The 19427-nt window shown below is 38.6% G+C and carries 22 protein-coding genes and 1 riboswitch; of the genes, 18 read left to right on the top strand and 4 right to left on the bottom strand.

Annotation, left to right across the window (positions count from 1 at the left end; genetic code table 11):
- Nucleotides 1-51 precede the first annotated feature (51 nt).
- From ACEQ1T_RS18665 to ACEQ1T_RS18640, 6 genes are all read left to right on the top strand, one after another.
- Entirely contained in the window at nt 52-876 is an 825-nt protein-coding gene (locus ACEQ1T_RS18665) for a PhzF family phenazine biosynthesis protein (RefSeq protein ID WP_370224178.1), read from the top strand.
- A gap of 286 nt (nt 877-1162) precedes the next feature.
- Nucleotides 1163-1336: a hypothetical protein gene (locus ACEQ1T_RS18660; RefSeq protein WP_370224176.1), complete on the top strand. Its 174-nt coding sequence runs from the start codon at nt 1163-1165 to the stop codon at nt 1334-1336.
- Between the two features lie 77 nt (nt 1337-1413).
- Nucleotides 1414-1647, top strand: a complete 234-nt coding sequence (locus ACEQ1T_RS18655) for a hypothetical protein (protein WP_370224173.1) — start codon at nt 1414-1416, stop codon at nt 1645-1647.
- A gap of 260 nt (nt 1648-1907) precedes the next feature.
- Nucleotides 1908-2462 (top strand): sigma-70 family RNA polymerase sigma factor, encoded by a 555-nt coding sequence (locus ACEQ1T_RS18650; RefSeq protein ID WP_206844980.1) that lies wholly within the window; start codon nt 1908-1910, stop codon nt 2460-2462.
- Nucleotides 2446-3465: a hypothetical protein gene (locus tag ACEQ1T_RS18645; protein WP_370224170.1), complete on the top strand. Its 1020-nt coding sequence runs from the start codon at nt 2446-2448 to the stop codon at nt 3463-3465. Before ACEQ1T_RS18650 ends, ACEQ1T_RS18645 begins: the two co-directional genes overlap by 17 nt.
- A 95-nt stretch (nt 3466-3560) precedes the next feature.
- Nucleotides 3561-3983: a VOC family protein gene (locus ACEQ1T_RS18640; RefSeq protein ID WP_370224168.1), complete on the top strand. Its 423-nt coding sequence runs from the start codon at nt 3561-3563 to the stop codon at nt 3981-3983.
- An 85-nt stretch (nt 3984-4068) separates the two neighbouring features.
- Here the strand turns inward: ACEQ1T_RS18640 and ACEQ1T_RS18635 are convergent, their stop codons facing one another.
- A complete protein-coding gene (locus tag ACEQ1T_RS18635; RefSeq protein ID WP_370224166.1) occupies nt 4069-4602 on the bottom strand; it encodes a GNAT family N-acetyltransferase in 534 nt (177 codons plus the stop codon).
- 260 nt (nt 4603-4862) lie between these two features.
- Between ACEQ1T_RS18635 and ACEQ1T_RS18630 the strand changes: the two genes are divergently transcribed.
- From ACEQ1T_RS18630 to modA, 8 genes are all read left to right on the top strand, one after another.
- Nucleotides 4863-5462 (top strand): hypothetical protein, encoded by a 600-nt coding sequence (locus tag ACEQ1T_RS18630; RefSeq protein ID WP_370224164.1) that lies wholly within the window; start codon nt 4863-4865, stop codon nt 5460-5462.
- Nucleotides 5463-5781: 319 nt separating this feature from the next.
- Nucleotides 5782-5994, top strand: a complete 213-nt coding sequence (locus tag ACEQ1T_RS18625; RefSeq protein ID WP_370224162.1) for a hypothetical protein — start codon at nt 5782-5784, stop codon at nt 5992-5994.
- A 172-nt stretch (nt 5995-6166) separates the two neighbouring features.
- The gene (locus tag ACEQ1T_RS18620; RefSeq protein WP_370224160.1) at nt 6167-7138 is read left to right on the top strand and encodes an NAD(P)H-dependent flavin oxidoreductase; all 972 of its coding nucleotides are present in this window, start codon (nt 6167-6169) and stop codon (nt 7136-7138) included.
- A 174-nt stretch (nt 7139-7312) separates the two neighbouring features.
- The gene (locus tag ACEQ1T_RS18615) at nt 7313-7909 is read left to right on the top strand and encodes a dienelactone hydrolase family protein (RefSeq protein ID WP_370224228.1); all 597 of its coding nucleotides are present in this window, start codon (nt 7313-7315) and stop codon (nt 7907-7909) included.
- Between the two features lie 314 nt (nt 7910-8223).
- Nucleotides 8224-8374: riboswitch (cyclic di-AMP (ydaO/yuaA leader) on the top strand.
- 126 nt (nt 8375-8500) lie between these two features.
- Nucleotides 8501-9763: a cation:dicarboxylate symporter family transporter gene (locus ACEQ1T_RS18610; protein WP_370224159.1), complete on the top strand. Its 1263-nt coding sequence runs from the start codon at nt 8501-8503 to the stop codon at nt 9761-9763.
- A gap of 236 nt (nt 9764-9999) precedes the next feature.
- Nucleotides 10000-10560 (top strand): DUF4256 domain-containing protein, encoded by a 561-nt coding sequence (locus tag ACEQ1T_RS18605; protein WP_370224227.1) that lies wholly within the window; start codon nt 10000-10002, stop codon nt 10558-10560.
- 512 nt (nt 10561-11072) lie between these two features.
- Complete coding sequence (locus tag ACEQ1T_RS18600) at nt 11073-11282, top strand: hypothetical protein (RefSeq protein ID WP_370224157.1); 210 nt, start codon at nt 11073-11075, stop codon at nt 11280-11282.
- A 171-nt stretch (nt 11283-11453) separates the two neighbouring features.
- A complete protein-coding gene (modA, locus tag ACEQ1T_RS18595; protein WP_370224155.1) occupies nt 11454-12260 on the top strand; it encodes a molybdate ABC transporter substrate-binding protein in 807 nt (268 codons plus the stop codon).
- 245 nt (nt 12261-12505) lie between these two features.
- Here modA and ACEQ1T_RS18590 read toward each other — a convergent pair whose 3' ends face one another.
- From ACEQ1T_RS18590 to ACEQ1T_RS18580, 3 genes are all read right to left on the bottom strand, one after another.
- The gene (locus ACEQ1T_RS18590) at nt 12506-14149 is read right to left on the bottom strand and encodes a hypothetical protein (protein WP_370224152.1); all 1644 of its coding nucleotides are present in this window, start codon (nt 14147-14149) and stop codon (nt 12506-12508) included.
- Nucleotides 14150-14151: 2 nt separating this feature from the next.
- Complete coding sequence (locus ACEQ1T_RS18585; RefSeq protein WP_206844959.1) at nt 14152-14931, bottom strand: ABC transporter ATP-binding protein; 780 nt, start codon at nt 14929-14931, stop codon at nt 14152-14154.
- Nucleotides 14932-15142: 211 nt separating this feature from the next.
- Nucleotides 15143-15553: a VOC family protein gene (locus ACEQ1T_RS18580; RefSeq protein ID WP_370224150.1), complete on the bottom strand. Its 411-nt coding sequence runs from the start codon at nt 15551-15553 to the stop codon at nt 15143-15145.
- Nucleotides 15554-15645: 92 nt separating this feature from the next.
- On the opposite strand from ACEQ1T_RS18580, the gene ACEQ1T_RS18575 reads away from it, so the two are divergent.
- The 4 genes from ACEQ1T_RS18575 (at nt 15646) to ACEQ1T_RS18560 (ending at nt 19208) form a co-directional block, all read left to right on the top strand.
- Nucleotides 15646-16305 carry an RNA polymerase sigma factor gene (locus ACEQ1T_RS18575; protein WP_206844955.1) on the top strand — a complete coding sequence of 220 codons (660 nt, stop codon included), beginning with the start codon at nt 15646-15648 and terminating at the stop codon, nt 16303-16305.
- A 32-nt stretch (nt 16306-16337) separates the two neighbouring features.
- On the top strand, nt 16338-16871 hold the full coding sequence (locus ACEQ1T_RS18570; protein ID WP_206844954.1) for a GNAT family N-acetyltransferase: 534 nt from the start codon (nt 16338-16340) through the stop codon (nt 16869-16871).
- Nucleotides 16872-16957: 86 nt separating this feature from the next.
- Nucleotides 16958-17437 (top strand): GNAT family N-acetyltransferase, encoded by a 480-nt coding sequence (locus tag ACEQ1T_RS18565; protein ID WP_370224149.1) that lies wholly within the window; start codon nt 16958-16960, stop codon nt 17435-17437.
- A gap of 151 nt (nt 17438-17588) precedes the next feature.
- Nucleotides 17589-19208 carry a metal ABC transporter solute-binding protein, Zn/Mn family gene (locus tag ACEQ1T_RS18560; protein ID WP_370224146.1) on the top strand — a complete coding sequence of 540 codons (1620 nt, stop codon included), beginning with the start codon at nt 17589-17591 and terminating at the stop codon, nt 19206-19208.
- Nucleotides 19209-19427 lie beyond the last annotated feature (219 nt).

Genomic DNA, 19427 nt, shown 5'->3' with positions numbered 1-19427 from the left:
TAGTGAAATTTTATGGATTACTGGATTTAACTCAGAGAAGGGGTTATAAGGTTGGAATGTAAAGAGATCACTAAATATTACTTGATTAATGCTTTTACAAAAGAAGAGTTTAAGGGCAATCCCGCATCTGTTGTTTTACTGACAGCAGACAAATCTGAAGCGTGGATGAAGTCATTTGCAAAAGAAATTAAACAGCCAATTACAGCTTTTATTTCGTTAACAAATAATAATGCATACCAGCTTAGATGGTTTACCCCCACTCAAGAAATAGATTTATGCGGACATGGAACATTGGGGGCTGCCCATGTTTTGTGGAGTGAGGGTATTGTAAGGGAAACAGCAATCAATTTTCATACTAAATCAGGCATTCTTAAAACTGAATTGTCAGGGCATCAGATTATGATGAGATTGAAGATAAAAGAATCCTGTCCAATCGATGTAAGTGTTAAACTTCAACAGGTTTTTAATTTCCCTATCAAAGCTGCTGCCTGGGCAGAGGATCGGTATATTATTGAATTTGAGAATGAAAATATAATTCATAATGTCGAACCAGATTATGAATTAATAAAGGAGCTAAATGGCCCGGGAATCATAATTACCAGCCGGGGATTGGGGAAGTATGATTTTGTTTCAAGATACTTCGCTCCCAAGATTGGAATTAAAGAAGACTTTGTTACTGGTTCAGCACACTGTGCATTAGCCTCTTATTGGAGTAAGCTTCTTAACAAAGCAGATTTTACCGCTTATCAGGATTCAGAGCGTGGGGGTGAAATAAAATTAAGAGTGGTAGAGGACACTGTTGAACTGATAGGGGAATGTGTAACTCTTTTAAGGGGACAGATATGTATTGGCGGAGAAAATAATATAGTTGCTTAATAGATAATTCCTCATTGTTGAACCATCCTTGGTAAGGTGTTGTTCACATAAACATCAATTGTGGATCAAGTTTTTTTCAGAGGGAGTCGAAGTGGGCTTGTTACATAGGTTTGATAATTTTTTCACTGAATATGAAACCTTCAGCACAAAAGGCGGAATAAAGTAAAAATTGAAACTATTTAAAGTTTCAACCGTATATTTAAGTAAAAGGATGTGTGGAGTTGAAGCATCTAACTATCGGAATCGTTTTATCAATAAAGCCTTTTTAACCAGGGGGATTGAACCTATGTGGTGGCTATTGATTTTTATTGTTGGAAATATACTATTTGCTTTATTTATTGATTGGAGACGCAAGAAAAACAATAATAACCCTCCCGTCCCAACAAATCCTAACGCAAAACCAGGAGAAAGTTCAAATTATATGATGGGAGATAATAAAGACACAGGAGGATTTCAGTAATTTTATGAACTAATTGTTCGTTGCTCCAGGTACCTGTAGGTGAACAAGTAAGTCATTGAAAGTTTAGGGGTGAATTTATGGAGAAATTCATAGTGAAAACAGGGATATATTCATTTATTGTCTCCTTTTTCTTATTGGTGGCCTTTATGAAGCGGATAGAAAGCACAACTGATGCCGGTGGTATGACTTCAAGTGTTATAACACCTTATCCTGAGTTCTTTTTTACTATTTTTCGATATTCTGTAATCACTTCTATCATTGCAGTTCTCATTGCAATTGCTTATTTGTTTTCAATAAAGAAAAATGAATAACATACGCAGGCTGCTAATCCAGGCGGCTTTTTTTTGAACAAAACTGCTAAAGAAAATCCTGATAATATTATGGCGAACCTTTCTTTTTGATGCTGATTTTGTTGATCAGATCTTTTATGAAAAACAGACAGAAGCGGAACCGGAACCGGCACTTATCCGCAAAAGGGTAAGTGCCTTTATTCTAAAAAATTTATAGAAAAATGAAACCTATATCTAACTCATTCGTCTTAGCATTAAAGTGAAAATGGGGTGGGGAGTGTGTGAGAAAGGTCAGGGATGAAGGCCCATTTGAAGATCGTGATGCTTGGCTGGAGTTTATTATGGATGAGTATGGTGAACGGCTCACAAAGCTGGCTTATAACTATGTGAAGGACTGGAAGCTGGCGGAAGATATTGTTCAGGATGTATTTATAGCGTGCTACAAAAATTATGACAAACTCGGTGAAGTGATCTCCTTTAAATCATGGATTTATCGGTTGGCTATTAATAAATCAAAGGATGTCTTGAAGAGTTACGCGTTTCGAAAAGTAGTAATGAATTCAAGCCTGTTTACTCTATTTTCTTCAAAAGAATTGTCGCCGGAAAAGGATCTGCTAAAGCGCAGCGAGAAAGAATTTCTTTCCTTGTGTGTATTGTCATTGCCTGTGAAGTACCGGGAAGCCGTTACGCTTTATTACTATGAAGAATGTTCGATTGAAGAGATCCAAGGAATATTAGGCGTGAACCACAATACGATCAAAACCAGACTGAGCAGAGGCAGGCTGAAACTGAAAAATATGATGGAGAGGTGGGGATATAATGGAGAGCAAGCTTAAGCAGCTGCGGAGGGCGATGGACTCGACGACTCACAAAGGTGACCACTTTACGGAATTTCAAAAAATGAATATTAGAAAAGCCGTCCATACAGATAGAAGAGTGAAGCCAAACAGACCCAATAAATTCGTTATATTCGCTATTTCCACTTTTGCCATCTGTCTCCTGGCATTCATCGTTTCAACTGAAATTTTGGTCAGGCAAAATCCAGAAAAGATAAATGGCGGCACGAATAATGAATGGAAAATACGGCATGAATATAAGGTGAATCAAAATATAAAATTTAGCATACTACCCGATCCTAATCTGAAGGCGGGAACACCTTATGGCAATATTTTTAGTTTCGCAGAGCCTTTTGACACTTATAAAGGAAAAGAAATTTCTATTTCTGCCCTTCATAAAGAAACAGGTGAGAGAATACAAGTTTTGCCTCATCAAGAAGTAACAGAACCTTCTCCTGGATACCCAAGCTTGCAGAGGTTCACGACTACATTCACACTTCCTTATGAGGGCATGTGGAAGTATGAAGTGTATCTGGATGGCAAAGCCTATGGGGATGTTGTTGTCAGTGTGGCTGAAAAAGCAAAAGACGCCGCTATTACTTTGCCAAAGGACATACCTGATTTTGTTCAAGTAAGCGATTTTGACAATATTGATTGGGAGAGAAAAGCTGTGGAGTTCGGTGACAGGGGCATTATCGGAAATGAAAACAAGTCCGGTGTAATTGGCGCTGACATGCCAAGTTTAAACGGCCAAAAGTGGATGTGGCATCTTTGGGGAGTAGAAGATGCAGATCTGACGATAGTTGGTTTTCATAAAGAATCGCAAACTGTCCATAAAGTATTAAATGGAATGGGATGGACCATTCGTGCTTATGGTCCAAACAACGGGGCAGATGCACATACACCATCGTCTGTTAAATTTCCTAAAAAGGGGGAATGGGCCATTTTGCTTTATGTGGATGGGGAGTTATTTGATCAATTGATTTATGATATAGATGAATGATTATGCTTCTAATCTTACACTTCAGCAGCTGCTTGATCTTAATAGCAATTGAATTAACAGTTCAGTTGAAAGTTTTAATTTATTGGAGGTCTTTTATGAAACCGCGGATATCAGTTATCACATTAGGTGTAGATGATTTGGAAAGGTCCTTACATTTCTATCAGAATGGTCTTGGGCTCCCGACACAGGGCATAGTAGGAAGAGAATTCGAGCATGGTGCTGTTGCGTTTTTTGATCTGCAATCAGGATTAAAACTGGCAATTTGGAACCGTAAAGATATCGCTCATGACACAAGCATAAACCAGACAGGAAAAAGCCCAACTGAATTTACGATTGGGCATAATGTTGGGAGTAAAGAAGAGGTAAATACGGTAATGGAACAGGCTGAAAGTGCGGGTGCGGTTATTACGGTTCAAGCTCACGACACCTTTTGGGGTGGATATTCTGGGTACTTCCAAGATCCAGATGGACACCTGTGGGAAGTGGTTTGGAATCCTGCCTGGGAACTTACAGAATAAGTCCATAGAATGTCTTTTACAAAATAGGTACAAGAGCTGAAGATCAAGCTTGTCGATCGTCAGCTCTTTTTTTCATCCAGCCCTCTTATTCTGAAAAAGCTTTTGAATAATGGACTACCCCTGTAGCATTTTTAAGAGCATTCTCTGCCAATTCCAGAGCCATGAACACTTCGTCAGGTACTTCAAACGGGGCATGGATATTCCAAAGGCTGGCTGGCTTAAAGCCGAACTTTGGATAGTAATCCTTATGGCCCAGAACGATTATGGATTGATATCCGGACGCTTTAGCCTTGTTAAGTGCAGCTCGAATTAATTGACTGCCGATGCCTTTTCCCTGATAACCGGGAGCAACAGAAACGGGGGCAAGTGCCAGAGAATCTGCAGCCTTCTCACAATCAGCTATTGTAATTTTTGATAGAAGTATATGACCCACAACTTCCTTAGCCTGAGTTAACGCTACTAAAGAAAGCTCCGGAATAAATGCGTCCGAATTTCTGATTCTTTTAACAAGGAGATGTTCTGTCTTGTCGCTGTATTCTTCATTTAAAAAAGCTTCCTTAATCATTTCTTCCGTGGAATGATAGTCTGCAGGGAGTTCTTGCCGAATTAAAATATCCATTTATAGTCTCCTGTTCTTTAAGTGATTTATAAAGTTCGATATAAATGGCACTTTCTCATGCAGGCAGCCATGTAGAAAGTGTTACTCCTCCAGCTCTAAACATAAGTTCAACAAACAAAAACCTCCAATTTGGGATGTTTTCATTTTATTAAGTTATCGGGCAATGGTCAACGGTATCAGCACTCGTAAAAACGCCTTAAAGGAGATATTGATTTTATATTGAATATGTAGGTAATGAGCTTTATAAAGAGGTGATTTCAGTGCTTTTTCATTATCATTTTTGGACTCCGCATGTGGAAGAAACAGAAAAGTTTTACGTGAATAATGGCTTTAGGATATATCAGCGTATCGGAAAATGCCAGGGGGACTTCCAGAAATTTGATCCTCCCTTAGTATGGGATGATTTCCGGAAGAAGAATATTCTTTTTCGTATAATTGAAGCAAGAAAAGGGAGCATAAATATCACTTTTGGATATGGAAACAAGATTATATTTGACCATATAGGCTTTTTGGTATCTGAAAAGGAACAAGAACTTATATGCCTAAATGCAGATAATATGAATTGGACTGTTGATAGGGGGGAACGAAGAACGTTTATTACAACCCCTTATTCTTTTAGGATAGAACTTCAAACAAACAAAGATATAGTAGATTCGATGACTGATAACATAAAAATAGAAGAATTAAGATTAGAAACAAAGAAAAAGGGGTTAGAAGATGATCTTTCTGTTTTGTTTGGAAAGCCTGTCAGCTCAATCAAGTCGGTAATTGGTGGGACAGTTACAATCAGGGAAGCTGATTTAAAGGGTTTCTCAACGAAACCATTAGTGGATCCTAATGATGTAAGGATTTTGAATTGAAGTTTTTGTATTAACTGTGTAAGAGGGAGAACTTATGAAATTCTATTGGTTTCTAGTCTTATTATTCTTTTGCACCTGGGTTATAGAATCTTTTCTATTTCCCGAACCAAGCTGGTGGACTATTTTTTCATCGGATCGTTCAACGCACACCCCTCTAATAGAGCAGCTTTCCATAATTAAAGTATTTTTCTTCACGATAACTTTTATAGGCTTAGCTTACTTATTGCATTTTATATTTCAAAAACGCAGGTAAAAGATTTTCATGCGAGTAAGTGCTGATCAAATGAATACTTCCTGATTTAATAAAGGGGGATACACCGTGGGCAGAACAGTTACTTTCTCATTTAGCAGTGCCCGGTATGAGGGTGCTAAGGCGACTGAGACATTCACTTTTGAAAAATTGGGTCTTGACGAGAGTCGGGATGATAATGCTTTGGAAAAAGAAATAGACGAAATCTTTCATGCTTGGGTATGGGATAAACTCAATATTTCTTTTAGTATAATTACTGAAGAAGAAAAAGATGAGTTGTGATGATTTTGATATATCGGACATAGGATAATAAAAATTGGACCATCATCTTTGTTCTTTCTTGAACATTCTGTGACAATCGCTAAATTATCACCTGATTATAGTATCAGGTATTATATTTATCACTATTCAATTAACCCCATTCGCACAATAATGGAGAAGAAATAATTCGACGATGAAATGGGGTATTCTTTTGAGATTTCCACAATTAAGAATTGGTCATATGAAGCCTAAATTTCCAATCATGCAGGGTGGTATGGGCGTAGGCATATCTTTAAGTGGCCTGTCGTCAGCTGTTGCGAATGCCGGAGGGATTGGAACTATTTCCGGAACAGGAATCAGCATCGAAGATTTAAGATTACATATTAGAAAGGCTAAGGCATCTCTCAAGGGTGAGGGCTATATTGGGGTGAATGTTCTTTTTGCCATGAATGATTTTGCTGAAAAAATGAAAGCGGCGATTGAGGAAAAGGCTGATTTCATTATTTCAGGTGCTGGGATATCACGAGATATGTACAGCTGGGGCAAAGAATCTGGCACACCGGTCATCTCGATTGTTTCATCTGCAAGGCTGGCAAAAATGTCAGAACGGCTTGGTGCTTCTGCTGTTGTGGTAGAGGGCAATGAAGCGGGAGGGCATTTAGGGACTGAAAGACCGCTGTTCGATATTTTACAGGAAGTCGTGGAAGCCGTTAAGATTCCTGTCATTGCTGCTGGAGGGATCATGACAGGAAGAGATATCGCTCATGCCATTCATATCGGTGCTTCCGGTGTTCAGATGGGAACAAGATTTGTCGCAAGTCACGAATGTGATGCACCATTATCCTTTAAAGAAAAGTATGTCCATGCCAAACAGGAAGATATCGTCATGGTGCAGACCACCGTAGGACTGGATGGCCGTGCCATTAAGAACCGCTTTACAGAGCAGATATCTGACAATAAAAAGGTGAAAATAACGAAATGCATCGATTGCCTGAAAAACTGCTCTTATCGCTTTTGCACAATGGATTCCTTGATAACTTCCATGGATGGGGACTGTGAGAATGGTCTCGTATTTGCAGGGGCAAGAGTCCATGAAATTAACGAAATCCTGCCTGTTCAGACGATCATCAATAACCTTAGAACGGAATATGAAGCTTGTGTATAATTTCATAATGGTGAATTGCTTCAAGTCTGGCTGCCAAATAGGCGGCTTTTTTGATTTAAAGGGTGTTTAGATGATGAAGGAATAAATCATTAAATATAGAATATCTTTTGAATGGAATAAGTGTAAAGAATGGATCGATGAATGGGAGAAGAAATATGGAGAAAAAGGGTCGTAATCATGAAAAGGCAGAGTAATTCAAATTCTTTAATCCTCGTAATCCACGAAATCTATGGAATTAATCAGCATATAAAGAGTTTTTGCGAATTACTATTAAAGCAGGGTTTTGATTTGATTTGCCCAAATTTATCAGAGCGAGAGAGACCTTTTGAATATACTCAAGAGGAAGCCGCTTATCGTCATTTTATGGAACATGTAGGATTCTCCAGCGCTGCCCGAAAAATTAAAGATTTATTATTAGATGTTAAAGATGAATACGAAAAAATATATATCATTGGATTTAGTATAGGTGCAACTGTTGCCTGGCTTTGCAGTGAAGAAGATTGTGTGGATGGAATAGTTGGATACTACGGTTCAAGGGTTAGGGATTATTTAGAGTTAACACCACAGTGTCCTGTAATGCTATTCTTTCCGCAAGATGAGCAGTCTTTAAATGTTGACGAGTTACTATTAGCTTTAGAAAAAAAGAAAATTGAAGTACATAAATTTACAGGAAAACATGGATTCAGTGATCCTTATTCCTCTAGATATGATGCAAAGTCAGACCAAGAAGCATTTAGCAAAACGATGGATTTTTTATTGCATGTTGATTGAGTATTATAAAGCTAAAGGTGAGTGTTATCTAGGGGAATTTTAATAAAAGGTTTACAGGCTCGTTCAATATTCTTAATACAAAGCTGCTAATTTAGATATAGCGGGGATAGCATGAGTGGCTATCATTGTATTTGGCGCAGGCGGAGCCAAATACTTTTTTTGTTTTGCTTGTACAAAGGTTGATTATTATACAAAGTGAAAGAGCTGAAAGTTCATTGATTCCAGCTTTTTTTAGTGTTTTAAAGTGACCATTTAGTTTGCTTCCGGTAATACTTAACTATTTACAAAAATTATCTTGAAATAATATAATGATCTAGTGATCTATGCTTAATCTTATTTTAAGAACGGGGGACCCAATATTTACAGCGGAGTTTCCGCTTGGGGTGAATCCTATCGATGGAAGGGCTTACTGTTTCCACAGTCCTAACCCGAAAGCTAACCTCGTCAGCGTTTAAGGAAACATAAGAGAATATGAAATAGTGTGAATTGACAAAATCCGCATTTTTGTCGATTTTCTTTTTTATCAGGATCATCTTTGTTTCCCTTGCCTGCGCAGCACGTATAAAACTAAACAAGAAGGTAGGGTAATTGATGAAAAAAATTAAATTAAGTTTAGCCACTCAAATTTTTATCGGTCTTATTTTAGGGATCGCTGTTGGCGGTATTTTCTATGGGAGTGAAGCGGCGCAAAGTGTCCTTCAGCCGTTTGGCGATCTTTTTATCCGCTTAATTAAAATGATTGTTGTTCCCATTGTACTATCAACAATAATTGTTGCTATTGCGGGTGTTGGAGACATAAAGTCCGTTGGTAAGCTTGGCGGGAAATCATTGGCTTATTTTATCGGCATGACCATGGTTGCCATTGTGGTTGGCCTCATTGCAGGTAATGTGATTCAGCCTGGTGCCGGCCTGAATATGGACAGCCTGCAGCAAAGCGATATTTCAAGCTATGTTGAAACCAATGAAGAGCAAGAGGGCAAGTCGATAGCGGATACCTTTTTGCATATAGTCCCAACAAACCCGGTACAGGCGATGGTGGAAGGCGATATGCTGGCGATCATCTTCTTTGCCGTTGTATTTGGACTTGGAATTGCAGCAATTGGGGATAAGGGAAAGCCGGTATTGAGATTCTTCGAAGGTACTGCCAAGGCGATGTTCTATGTGACAAACCTATTTATGAAGTATGCACCAATCGGGGTATTTGCCTTAATTGGTGTAACGATCTCCAAGTATGGCTTTGCCTCACTGATTCCATTGGGCAAGCTGGCGCTTACTGTATATGGATCCATGATTTTCTTTGTTCTTGTTGTGTTAGGAGTTATGGCCAAAGTTGTCGGGTTCAGCATCTTTAAATTACTGAAGATGATTAAAGAAGAATTAATTTTGGCCTTTTCAACTGCAAGTTCTGAAACAGTGCTTCCAAGAATTATGGACAAAATGGAGAAGGCGGGAAGCCCGAAACATATTGCTTCATTCGTAATTCCAACAGGCTACTCTTTTAACCTGGACGGATCGGTTTTATATCAGGCCATTGCCTCTTTATTTATTGCACAAATGTTTGGCATAGAATTAAGCATAGGGCAGCAAATCACATTAATGTTAGTACTGATGGTTACATCAAAAGGAATGGCGGGCGTGCCAGGCGTATCCTTTGTCGTGCTGCTGGCTACATTCAGCACAATTGGATTGCCTGCAGAAGGCCTTGCCTTTATTGCCGGCATCGACCGTATCCTTGATATGGGCCGAACAGCCGTTAACGTGGTGGGGAATTCACTTGCGGCGATTGTTATTGCAAAGTGGGAAGGTCAATTTAACCCTCCAGCAGAAGAAAGATTTGAGCAGCAAGCTTCATAATAGATTGGAAAACACTAACAAATGGCAACGTATTTGTTAGTGTTTTTTTTTGTTTTTTGTGGCATTCCATAAAGAGGGAAAGGCGGAGCAGGTTCGGACAGAAAAGCGGGAAACCGACGAGAATGAGTCCGAAGGTGGTTTATGTAAAGTTAATAATGCTCCACTTTTATCAAATAGCCCTTAATGGTCATAATTATATTATAATGGAGTAAAAACTAGGAGGAGTTAACTTGACAATGGGAAATATGGAGCTGTCACCAGAACAGCGTGATGAACTGCTGGAAACTCTGAAAGCGCGTTTTGAAAAAAACATGCATCGCCATGAAGGTGTGGAGTGGGCTGATGTACAAGATAAGCTCGAAGCCAATCCTGAAAAATTGTGGTCACTCAATGAAATGGAAGGAACTGAAGGTGAACCGGATGTCGTCCGCCATGATCAAGAGACCGGCGAATACATATTTTATGATTGTTCAGCTGAAAGTCCAAAAGGCCGCAGAAGTGTCTGTTACGACCGTGAAGCGCTGGATGCACGGAAAAAACACAAGCCGGAAAACAGCGCTATGGATTTGGCAGCTGCCATGGGCATTGAGCTTTTAACAGAAGAGCAATACCGGGAGCTTCAGGAGCTTGAACATGTAGATAAGAAAACCTCCAGCTGGGTGCAAACTCCTGAGAATGTCAGAAAACTTGGCGGGGCTATCTTTTGTGACCGCCGCTACGACACTGTTTTTGTGTATCACAATGGAGCCGATTCCTACTATGGTGCAAGGGGTTTCCGCGGCTCGCTGAGGGTTTAGATTCGAGGAATAAAAGATAAAAGGGCAGTAGTGCACTCAGACTGATTGAGGCGTTGATCCTGGAAGGGATTAACGCTATTTTTGTGGAACTACCTTAATAAGCAGATAATGAATCCATATTAAAAATTACACAATAGAGGTAATCACCCATGATTTATGGTAGATTTTGTTTTTATCAATTTTTTTTATTTTCCATACTTTTTGTTATTAACATCAACTTTGATAAATACATCAGCAAACCCTTTACACGTGTTGATTTAATTGCCATATGTATAAGTGTGCCTGTCCTAATCATTCTTTTTATCGTTGTAAGTAAGTTATACAGCCGATTCGAGGTTATTAGTTTGCGAAATAAAATATTCATTTCAATACCTATCTTTATCATATCAGTACTATTTATAGGGTTTCTTGAGCAACTGTACTTCTAACTGATTTTTAACATCTGAGGGTGTTTTTAATACCCCTTGATGCTTAAATACGTATTGAAAGGTCTGAAATGGAGTGGAACTATTTTGAGTAATGAAAACCATTCAAAATTGGAAAAATGGCGAGCAAAATATGGAGCATTATTTATTGCGTCAGGTTGTTTATTTAGTTTAATCAACAGCTGGGATAAGAATTGGATTCTTACCGGTATATTGGGATTAGGTGTTTTAATTTGTGGAACAATAGGGATTTTTGATATAGAGCGCGGGATGCAGGAAAAATATAAAAATGAGTAATTTTTTCTGTTTTAAATAGCTGCCATAAGGCAGCTTTCGATTTTTGATGTAAAGAGCCTTCAGTGGGGCCATATGTTCTTGCCCGGAGATCTGACACAATGGCCTGGCCGCTGATAACCAGAGCTATAGCAGTTATAATCAGATATAACTAATTAGAAAGGGAGATTCATAATGAAAAAGCAATACCTGTTATTTTCGTTAATAGTACTTTTTTTATTATTGGCTGGTTGTTCAAACAGTGACCAGTCTAAAAATACAGGAAAGGAGAAGCAGGAAGAAACTGGAGAAAAAGTGGAATTGACTATTTCGGCAGCAGCAAGCCTGCAGGATGCCTTGACAGATATTGAAGCAAGCTTCGAAAAAGAGCATCCGAATATGCTAGTAAACTTTAATTTTGGAGCATCTGGCTCTCTTCAGCAGCAAATTTCTCAGGGAGCACCTGCTGATCTTTTCTTTTCAGCTGCAGAGGATAAATTTGATAAATTAGTACGGGACGGACTTATTGAAGAAAAGAATGGAATTGATTTAGTTGGAAATGAACTTGTTCTGGTGGTGCCGAAAGAATCAGCAAAGGGAATTAAATCATTTAATGATCTTACTGAAGCAGATAGATTGTCTATCGGCACTCCAGAGTCTGTTCCTGCAGGGAAATATGCGAAGGAGTCTTTAGAAAATATGGGTATTTGGAAAAGCTTAGAAGAAAAAGTGGTGTATGCCAAAGACGTTCGGCAAGTACTTACATATGTAGAGACAAATAATGTGGATGCTGGAATTGTTTATAAAACGGATGCATTAATATCTGAAAAAGTTAACATTGTGGACACGGCAGATGAAAACACTCATGATGCCATTATTTATCCTTTAGGTGTGGTTAAGGATACAAGACATCCAGAGGAAGCCAAGTTATTCTATGATTATCTTCAAAATGAAAATTCAATGAGTATTTTTGAAAAGTATGGGTTTAAAGGTCTTAAATAAGTTAAATAGTCACCAGTTGTAATGGCTGCCGAGTTACCAGGAAAAACACAAACGATCCCAGCCAGATTAAATTAGAAGGCATTCCTTTTGCGGGATGTCTATTTTTATTGCAGGAGAGCTGGAATTCGCATAAAACATCAGATGACAGTATGAGGCAAAAAGAGAGCTGCCAAAAGTGGCAGCTAAAAAACGCTAAGCGGCTAGCCGATATCAAAATGACCATCCTTTGAAAATCGTCCCGCAGGTTATTTTACAATCTGTTCCCAAGTAATATTGAAAGCCAGCTTCCAAAAAATGCCCAGGCAAATAATCGCAAGCCCCAAATACAGATAGATTCCATACGGCAATAGAGTGCTGGCGAAATGAAGGCCGGCAAATAAGGCTACAATCAGCATCAATCCAAATATAATGGCACTATTGCCGTTTTGATTGTACTCATCAAAAGACTCCGAAAAGGGCAGGGTTTTCTTTAGAACCATAAAACAAATGACCGCATATAGACAGGCACTGATAAATACAGCGACAAGATCAGGCAGAATTTTTGCCCCGAACAGGAAAAGGAATAGTGCACTTAGAAGCAAGTAAACTGGCAAATATAACTTAAAGATAAATGCCTTGATGGTACCGCTGAACACCGGCTTTAGCTGTTTGAGTGGAGCAACCCGGTAAATAAAGGCACCCTTATATTTTCCTGAATACTTTAGAAGAATCATGATGGTCGGAATGATGATCAAACTAAAATAAATCGTTAAATAGGACTTGCTGTCAGATAGCTGTGCAAAATCTTCACGAAGAGTATTCATGATAAAAATAAACGGAATTACGATGGAAAAACCCAGAGACGGATAAGCCTTCAGCTTAAAGTCCCGTTCATTCCTCATCATGCTGCCGGCAAATCGGAAAACGGCTCTTTCTTCAGGTGAGCGGCAAATGGTGCTGAGAAGGAATTGTCCCGCTTTACTCCGTTTCGTTTCTTTGGCTTTTCCATGATAAGCAAGCTTTTGCAGGTTTTGCTCGAAGGTGCTGGTAAATTTCATATAAATCCAGATGGACAGGATCGGAACAATGAGTTCTAATGCTGAAAAGATGAGATAAAACGGCTGGAATGTGCCCTTCATCATCATTTCGATATTTGCCCCAAACCACATTGGAAAGATGAATATCTGCCACCACTTTGGCTGAAGCGAAACCGTTAAGTCAATTAACTCAAAAGAGCGAATAAGCAATTGATAGCCAACCATGATCATAAGGGACAGCCCAATTTGGACATAGTTGATGAGATCTTTTAATTTTTCCCCGTCAAAAAATCGCAATATCGATAAATAGATCAGTGCGGTTAAACCAACAACCAATAAATCAATCAGGATGATGTTTACGGCAGCAATCAGGAAAAATAAGAGCCCATTTTTGATAAGTCCCACTATCAAAGGGATTCCCGTAAGCGCAATGGTAAGGAAAGAAAGATAAATCGTAACATGAACCATTTTTGCCGTGCTGATCGTTTTTCGGTCGACCGGCTTTGGAAACAGGATGTTGCGGTCCCGGATATCCAGTAAAACCGAAGAGAAATCAGAAATCATGGAGGTCATAACGAAAAAGGTGAAAATCCCATAAAATAGGCTCATCTGGAAAAGATAATTGTCTCCCATTAGCACAAATGGAATCAAAAACAGCCCAAACAATACGTAAATCCATAAAGATTTTATGTACTGATTGTTCTTTTCTTTGTTGTCTTTTTTTGCATTCTGCGAGAAAATGGTGGGCACACGCCGTCCATCCATCGTTAGCTTTACTTGCAGGAGTCTTCTCATTATCTTGTAATCTACACCAAAGCTGTTGAAAATCCGCTCAAAACGATCCAATAGTTTAAGAGTGCGATAGTCCTGCATCCCTACATCTCCCTTACGATCGAAACAAATCTTGCACCAAGTTCCTTATGTTCACTGAATCCCGTAAGCTGGTTGAAAATCTGTTCAAGTGAACCTTCCGTATTTTGCTGCCTTAACTCTTCAAAGGTGCCATCAGCAGCAATTCTGCCGGCATGCAGGAGAATAATGCGGCTGCTTATTTTTTCGACCACATCCATAATGTGAGAAGAATAAAAGATCGTTTTTCCCTGTTCAGCAAGCTGTGCCATAATTTCTTTGAATATCATGACACTATTTGCATCCAGGCCATTGATGGGCTCATCAAAGAACAGAAGTTCCGGATTATGCAGTAAGCTCGAGATAATGAGAAGCTTTTGGCGCATTCCTTTTGAATAAGAAGCGATCCGGGAATGGTAGACTTCCCCTATGCCGAATAGTTCCATCAGGCTTTTTGCCTTATCACTGGCGAGGTCCGAATCGAGACCATACAATTCGCCAACAAAGGTCAAATATTCCTGGCCGGTCAAAATATCGTATACTTCAGCGATTTCCGGCACGTATCCGATTTTTCTTTTATAATCGATATTTCCATCCGAAATATCCTGGCCAAAGATTTTGACCTGTCCTGAATAGTCATCTTCAATGCCAAGCATGATTTTGACAGTGGTGCTTTTTCCAGCGCCGTTCGGGCCGATATACCCGATGATTTCCCCGCTTTTTACCTGAAAAGATACACCATTCAGCACGGACTTCGGACCATATTTCTTTCTCAAATCACTAATCTCTAATATAACTTCCCCCATCACCTTAACCCCATTTCTAAAATATTCCATTAATTCTAGTGTAACATTAGATTTGTTGTTTGCTAAAGGGGGATTTGGGAATTCCTTTTTTATTAATTGCGATGTAAAGCTGAGGGGATAAGAATTCAAGGTTAATGGAGCAGGGAGTATCCTCGCAGGCTAAAAGCCAGGTTAGTGGAAGCACATCGTTGGCTGCTTCCACTATTTACGTTTACATATTGTCTTTATGGTACAGCGAATTCAGTTCTTCACTTACTGCACTGAAGGCATTCCCATCAAGGTCAAAGAAATCAAACCCTTTCATCATCCCATAATCATGAATGCCTGTTGTTTCCACTCCATTTTGTTTCAACCGATCGTAAGCTTGCTGGATGTTATCTACTTCGAAATTATAATAGACGTTTTTATTTTTCCCTTTGACAGTAAATTCTGTTGGCTGAGGCTTTTCTACCTTTATTAAAGCAAGACCTGTGGTGTCAGTCTTAAAAACATAGCCCACACCATGATCAGCCCCGTTTTCCTGCCACTCATCTACTTTCGTTAGACCAAGGTTTACTTCATACCATTTTTTTGACCTTTCCAAATCCGTAACCGGAATAAAAATACTGCCGACCTTAAACATGCAAGATCACACTCCTTATTTTTTGTTCCTATACAAACGATTATAATAAAAGAAAAGTTACAAAATAATGAAAATATTTTATTGGAGGAAAAATGATTACTGAATCTTTAACTGTTGAGGAAATTTCTTTGAGGCTATATAAATATTGTTTATCCTTAACATCCTCAGAATGGCTGGCCGAGGATCTAACCCAGGAGACAATGATTAAATGGATCAGAATAAGAGAAAAAGAGCCAGACCGGGTGATGAACATAACTTATTTGTACACCATTGCCAGAAATATTTATATTGATGAAAAGCGCAAGAAAAGTGAAATTCTGACGGACCCTCATGAATTATTCGCGAAAAGCTGGGATTTTACGGAGTGGGACAGTTTAGTAGAAATCTTATATTGTACACTTCCACTCCGTCAGGCAATGCTAATAACGTTAAAAGATGTGTTCCAATATACCTCTGAAGAAATCGCCGCAATGCTGAGAGTCAGTAATGAATCCATTAAAACAGCCCTTCACCGGGCAAGAAATTCATTGAAGAAAAGTACTTCACTAGTTACTGGAAAACAGCCATTCAATGACAATTTATTAAAAGAATTTTCATTAGCCATTAAAAACCAGCAGCCGTTAAAGATATTTTACTATTATCGACTGCTGCAGACAGAACATTTCAAGGTAATTGCCAATAGAGAGACGGGTTTCCATGCCATTTTTATTTCAGATCCTGATGGAAATATTCTTCAGATATTATCAAGATAGTGTATAGCTATAGAAGGTAAGGGGAGAAAAAAGTGATACCGACTTTAGAGACTAATAGATTGAAGCTGAGAGAAATCTTGAAAGAAGATGCTGAGAGTATATTTGCTTGTTTTTCAAATGACAATGTGACTCGTTACTATGGGCAGGAAACATTAGAAAAGATGGAACAAGCTGAAGCATTTATTGACTTTTTTGCAAATAGCTGCAGGGAGAAAAAAGGAATGCGCTGGGGAATTGAACTTAAAGGGAAGAAAGGAATAATAGGGACTGTTGGCTTCAATGCATTGTCTCTCAAACATAGGCGGGCAGAAATAGGATATGAGATACATCCTGAACATTGGAGAAAAGGCTATACTTTCGAAGCTGTATCGAAAGTTATTCAATATGGATTTGAGGAGCTGGAACTTACTCGTATTGGGGCAGTTGTATTTATGGATAATAAGGCATCTAATAAACTGCTGACTAAAGCCGGGTTTCAAAAAGAGGGTATTCTAAGAGATTATATGCAGCAAAATGGAGAAGCACACGATACCTATGTATATTCAATTCTTAAAGATAAAAGGTAGACTCTGTATAGGAGAATTAAGGTAAAACCTTGCCAGGCAGTTGGCTTATTATGAAGAAGAGTTATATAACATTTGAGGTGGCTTTGATGAAAACTTACGCAGTTGAGGATTTACCAAAAAATAAAATAATAGAATTTTTTAAACTGCATTGGGGAAGCCCGGAAATGGTTACATCCAGTGGGATTCATGATTGCAGTGCACTGGATGGTTTTGCTGTTATAAATGAAGAAGACAAAATCTTTGGCTTAATTACTTACCTAATTATAGATAATGAATGCGAAATTATATCCTTAGATAGTATGGAAGAAGGGAAGGGGATAGGTACATCGTTAGTTCAAGAAGTAGAAAATCTTGCTATCAAGAAAAATTGTAAAATCGTTAAACTTATAACAACAAACGATAATTTATTAGCATTAAAATTTTATCAGAAACGAGGATTTATCCTGTCCCAAATTATTCTAAATGCGGTTGAGAAAGCAAGGAAGGTAAAACCCGAGATACCCTTAATTGGAAATGATGGTATTCCAATCAGAGATGAAATTGAATTGATAAAGGTATTGAACTAATGGGTGCTTATGCAAAATTAGCTGCTAATATAGCAGCTTTTTCTTTTTAAACAAAGGAGTTGAAAGAGTACAGTATCAAAATCGTAATGATTACTATTTACAAATCGTAATGATTACGATAAAATATTCCCTAAGTAAAGGGGGAATAACATTGTTAAAAAGATTCGCAGGTTTACTTAGTTTATTTATAGTCATCTTTACGCTGGCTGCGTGTGGAGGAAAAGCTGCAAACAGCAGTGAAAGTGAGAGGGAACCAAAAGGATCCAGCAAAGAGTTAAAGATTTATACAACCGTATATCCTCTTCAGTTTTTTGCTGAACAAATCGCAGGAGATCAAGCTTCTGTGGAGTCTATTCTGCCACCGGGATCAGACTCGCATACATATGAACCAACCACCAGCGATATGATAAAAATATCTGAATCTGATGCTTTTATTTATAATGGGGCAGGTTTGGAATCATACGCAAACAAAATCTCGGAAACTATTCAATCTGATGACGTCAAGGTACTTGAAGCATCAAAAGAAATTATCTTGGAAAAGCATGTACATGACCATGAAGGAGAGGATGGCGGCCATGAGCATGAAGAAGAAGGCAGTCATGAGGACGAACATGCTGGACATAATCATGGGGATCAAGATCCTCACGTTTGGCTGGATCCTATTCGATCTATTCAACTGGCAGAGCATATAAAAGATTTATTAGTTGAATTAAAACCTGAGCAAGAAGAGATTTTTAACCAAAACTTTGAGGAGCTGAAAGGGAAGCTCGAAAACTTAGACCGGGACTTCCGTACACAACTTGGAAATTTACCTGAAAATAAAATTATTGTATCTCATGCTGCTTATGGCTATTGGGAGAAAAGCTATGGGATCGAGCAAATCGCAGTATCCGGTTTAAGCCCTGCTAATGAGCCCTCACATAAAGAGGTGCAAAACATCATTAAGACTGCTGAAAAGCATGGTTTGAAGCATGTATTTTTTGAACAGAATATAACTCCAAAAGTGGCAGACATAGTTAGGAAGGAAATTGATGCAGAGGCTTTACGTATACACAATTTATCGGTTTTAACAGAAGAAGATATAAAGAATAATGAGGACTACTTTACGCTCATGCAGCACAACTTAGAAGAACTGACAAAAGCTTTATCAGTACCATCATCCAAGGGATCATCTGAAACAAATGAGGAGGATGAACACGATCATGGCCATACTCATTCACATAATGAAGAAACAGCAAAAATTTATGAAGGATATTTTGAAAACAGTCAAGTGAAGGATCGATCCTTATCCGACTGGGAAGGTGACTGGCAGTCAGTATACCCATATCTTCAAGATGGCACCCTTGACGAAGTATTTGCTCATAAAGCAGAGCATGGGGGTGAGATGACAGCTAAAGAATATAAGGAATATTATAATGAAGGATACCAAACAAATGTTGGACGAATTCAGATACAGGGGAATAAGGTAACGTTTTTCAAAAACGGAGAAGAATATTCTGGGGAGTATATCTACGATGGGTATGAAATTCTAACATATGATGCGGGAAATAGAGGGGTTAGATATGTATTTAAACTAGAAGCAAAAGCTGAAGGTCTTCCTCAATATATTCAGTTTAGTGATCATAGCATCTATCCGACAGAAGCTAGTCACTATCACCTGTATTGGGGTGACGACCGGGAAAAATTGCTGGATGAAGTTACCCATTGGCCTACGTACTATCCATCTGACATGGATGGCCATGACATTGCCCATGAAATGATGGAGCACTAAACTAAGAAGGCTTGTAACTTCAGAATCAGGGGTGCTAAGGGTCAAAAGCTGCTCATCAGGCAGCTTTTTTCTTTTTAAACGAAAGGGTGAGATTAGCATTCCTGTAGATCGTTATTTCTGAGCTTTGAAAAAAATAGGGCTCCTCAGTAAGATATGAGTAAGACACGACTCTAACTCAAACTTAGGAGGAACCCTTACTATGAAGTTTAAAATGCAGGA

The organism is Cytobacillus sp. (genome assembly GCF_964223445.1).
Lineage (GTDB): Bacteria > Bacillota > Bacilli > Bacillales > Cytobacillaceae > Cytobacillus.
The sequence above is the reverse complement of the archived record's forward strand: the minus strand, read 5'-3'. Positions and strand labels throughout refer to the sequence as shown.

What these genes read in the sequence shown, in the direction of transcription:
- ACEQ1T_RS18640 (WP_370224168.1), top strand. Translation starts at nt 3,561, where the DNA reads ATGAAACCGCGGATATCAGTTATCACATTAGGTGTAGATGATTTGGAA.
- ACEQ1T_RS18590 (WP_370224152.1), bottom strand. Translation starts at nt 14,149, where the DNA reads ATGCAGGACTATCGCACTCTTAAACTATTGGATCGTTTTGAGCGGATT.
- ACEQ1T_RS18565 (WP_370224149.1), top strand. Translation starts at nt 16,958, where the DNA reads ATGAAAACTTACGCAGTTGAGGATTTACCAAAAAATAAAATAATAGAA.
- ACEQ1T_RS18610 (WP_370224159.1), top strand. Translation starts at nt 8,501, where the DNA reads ATGAAAAAAATTAAATTAAGTTTAGCCACTCAAATTTTTATCGGTCTT.
- ACEQ1T_RS18620 (WP_370224160.1), top strand. Translation starts at nt 6,167, where the DNA reads ATGAAATGGGGTATTCTTTTGAGATTTCCACAATTAAGAATTGGTCAT.
- ACEQ1T_RS18635 (WP_370224166.1), bottom strand. Translation starts at nt 4,602, where the DNA reads ATGGATATTTTAATTCGGCAAGAACTCCCTGCAGACTATCATTCCACG.
- modA (WP_370224155.1), top strand. Translation starts at nt 11,454, where the DNA reads ATGAAAAAGCAATACCTGTTATTTTCGTTAATAGTACTTTTTTTATTA.
- ACEQ1T_RS18575 (WP_206844955.1), top strand. Translation starts at nt 15,646, where the DNA reads ATGATTACTGAATCTTTAACTGTTGAGGAAATTTCTTTGAGGCTATAT.
- ACEQ1T_RS18605 (WP_370224227.1), top strand. Translation starts at nt 10,000, where the DNA reads ATGGGAAATATGGAGCTGTCACCAGAACAGCGTGATGAACTGCTGGAA.
- ACEQ1T_RS18660 (WP_370224176.1), top strand. Translation starts at nt 1,163, where the DNA reads ATGTGGTGGCTATTGATTTTTATTGTTGGAAATATACTATTTGCTTTA.
- ACEQ1T_RS18585 (WP_206844959.1), bottom strand. Translation starts at nt 14,931, where the DNA reads ATGGGGGAAGTTATATTAGAGATTAGTGATTTGAGAAAGAAATATGGT.
- ACEQ1T_RS18580 (WP_370224150.1), bottom strand. Translation starts at nt 15,553, where the DNA reads ATGTTTAAGGTCGGCAGTATTTTTATTCCGGTTACGGATTTGGAAAGG.
- ACEQ1T_RS18645 (WP_370224170.1), top strand. Translation starts at nt 2,446, where the DNA reads ATGGAGAGCAAGCTTAAGCAGCTGCGGAGGGCGATGGACTCGACGACT.
- ACEQ1T_RS18655 (WP_370224173.1), top strand. Translation starts at nt 1,414, where the DNA reads ATGGAGAAATTCATAGTGAAAACAGGGATATATTCATTTATTGTCTCC.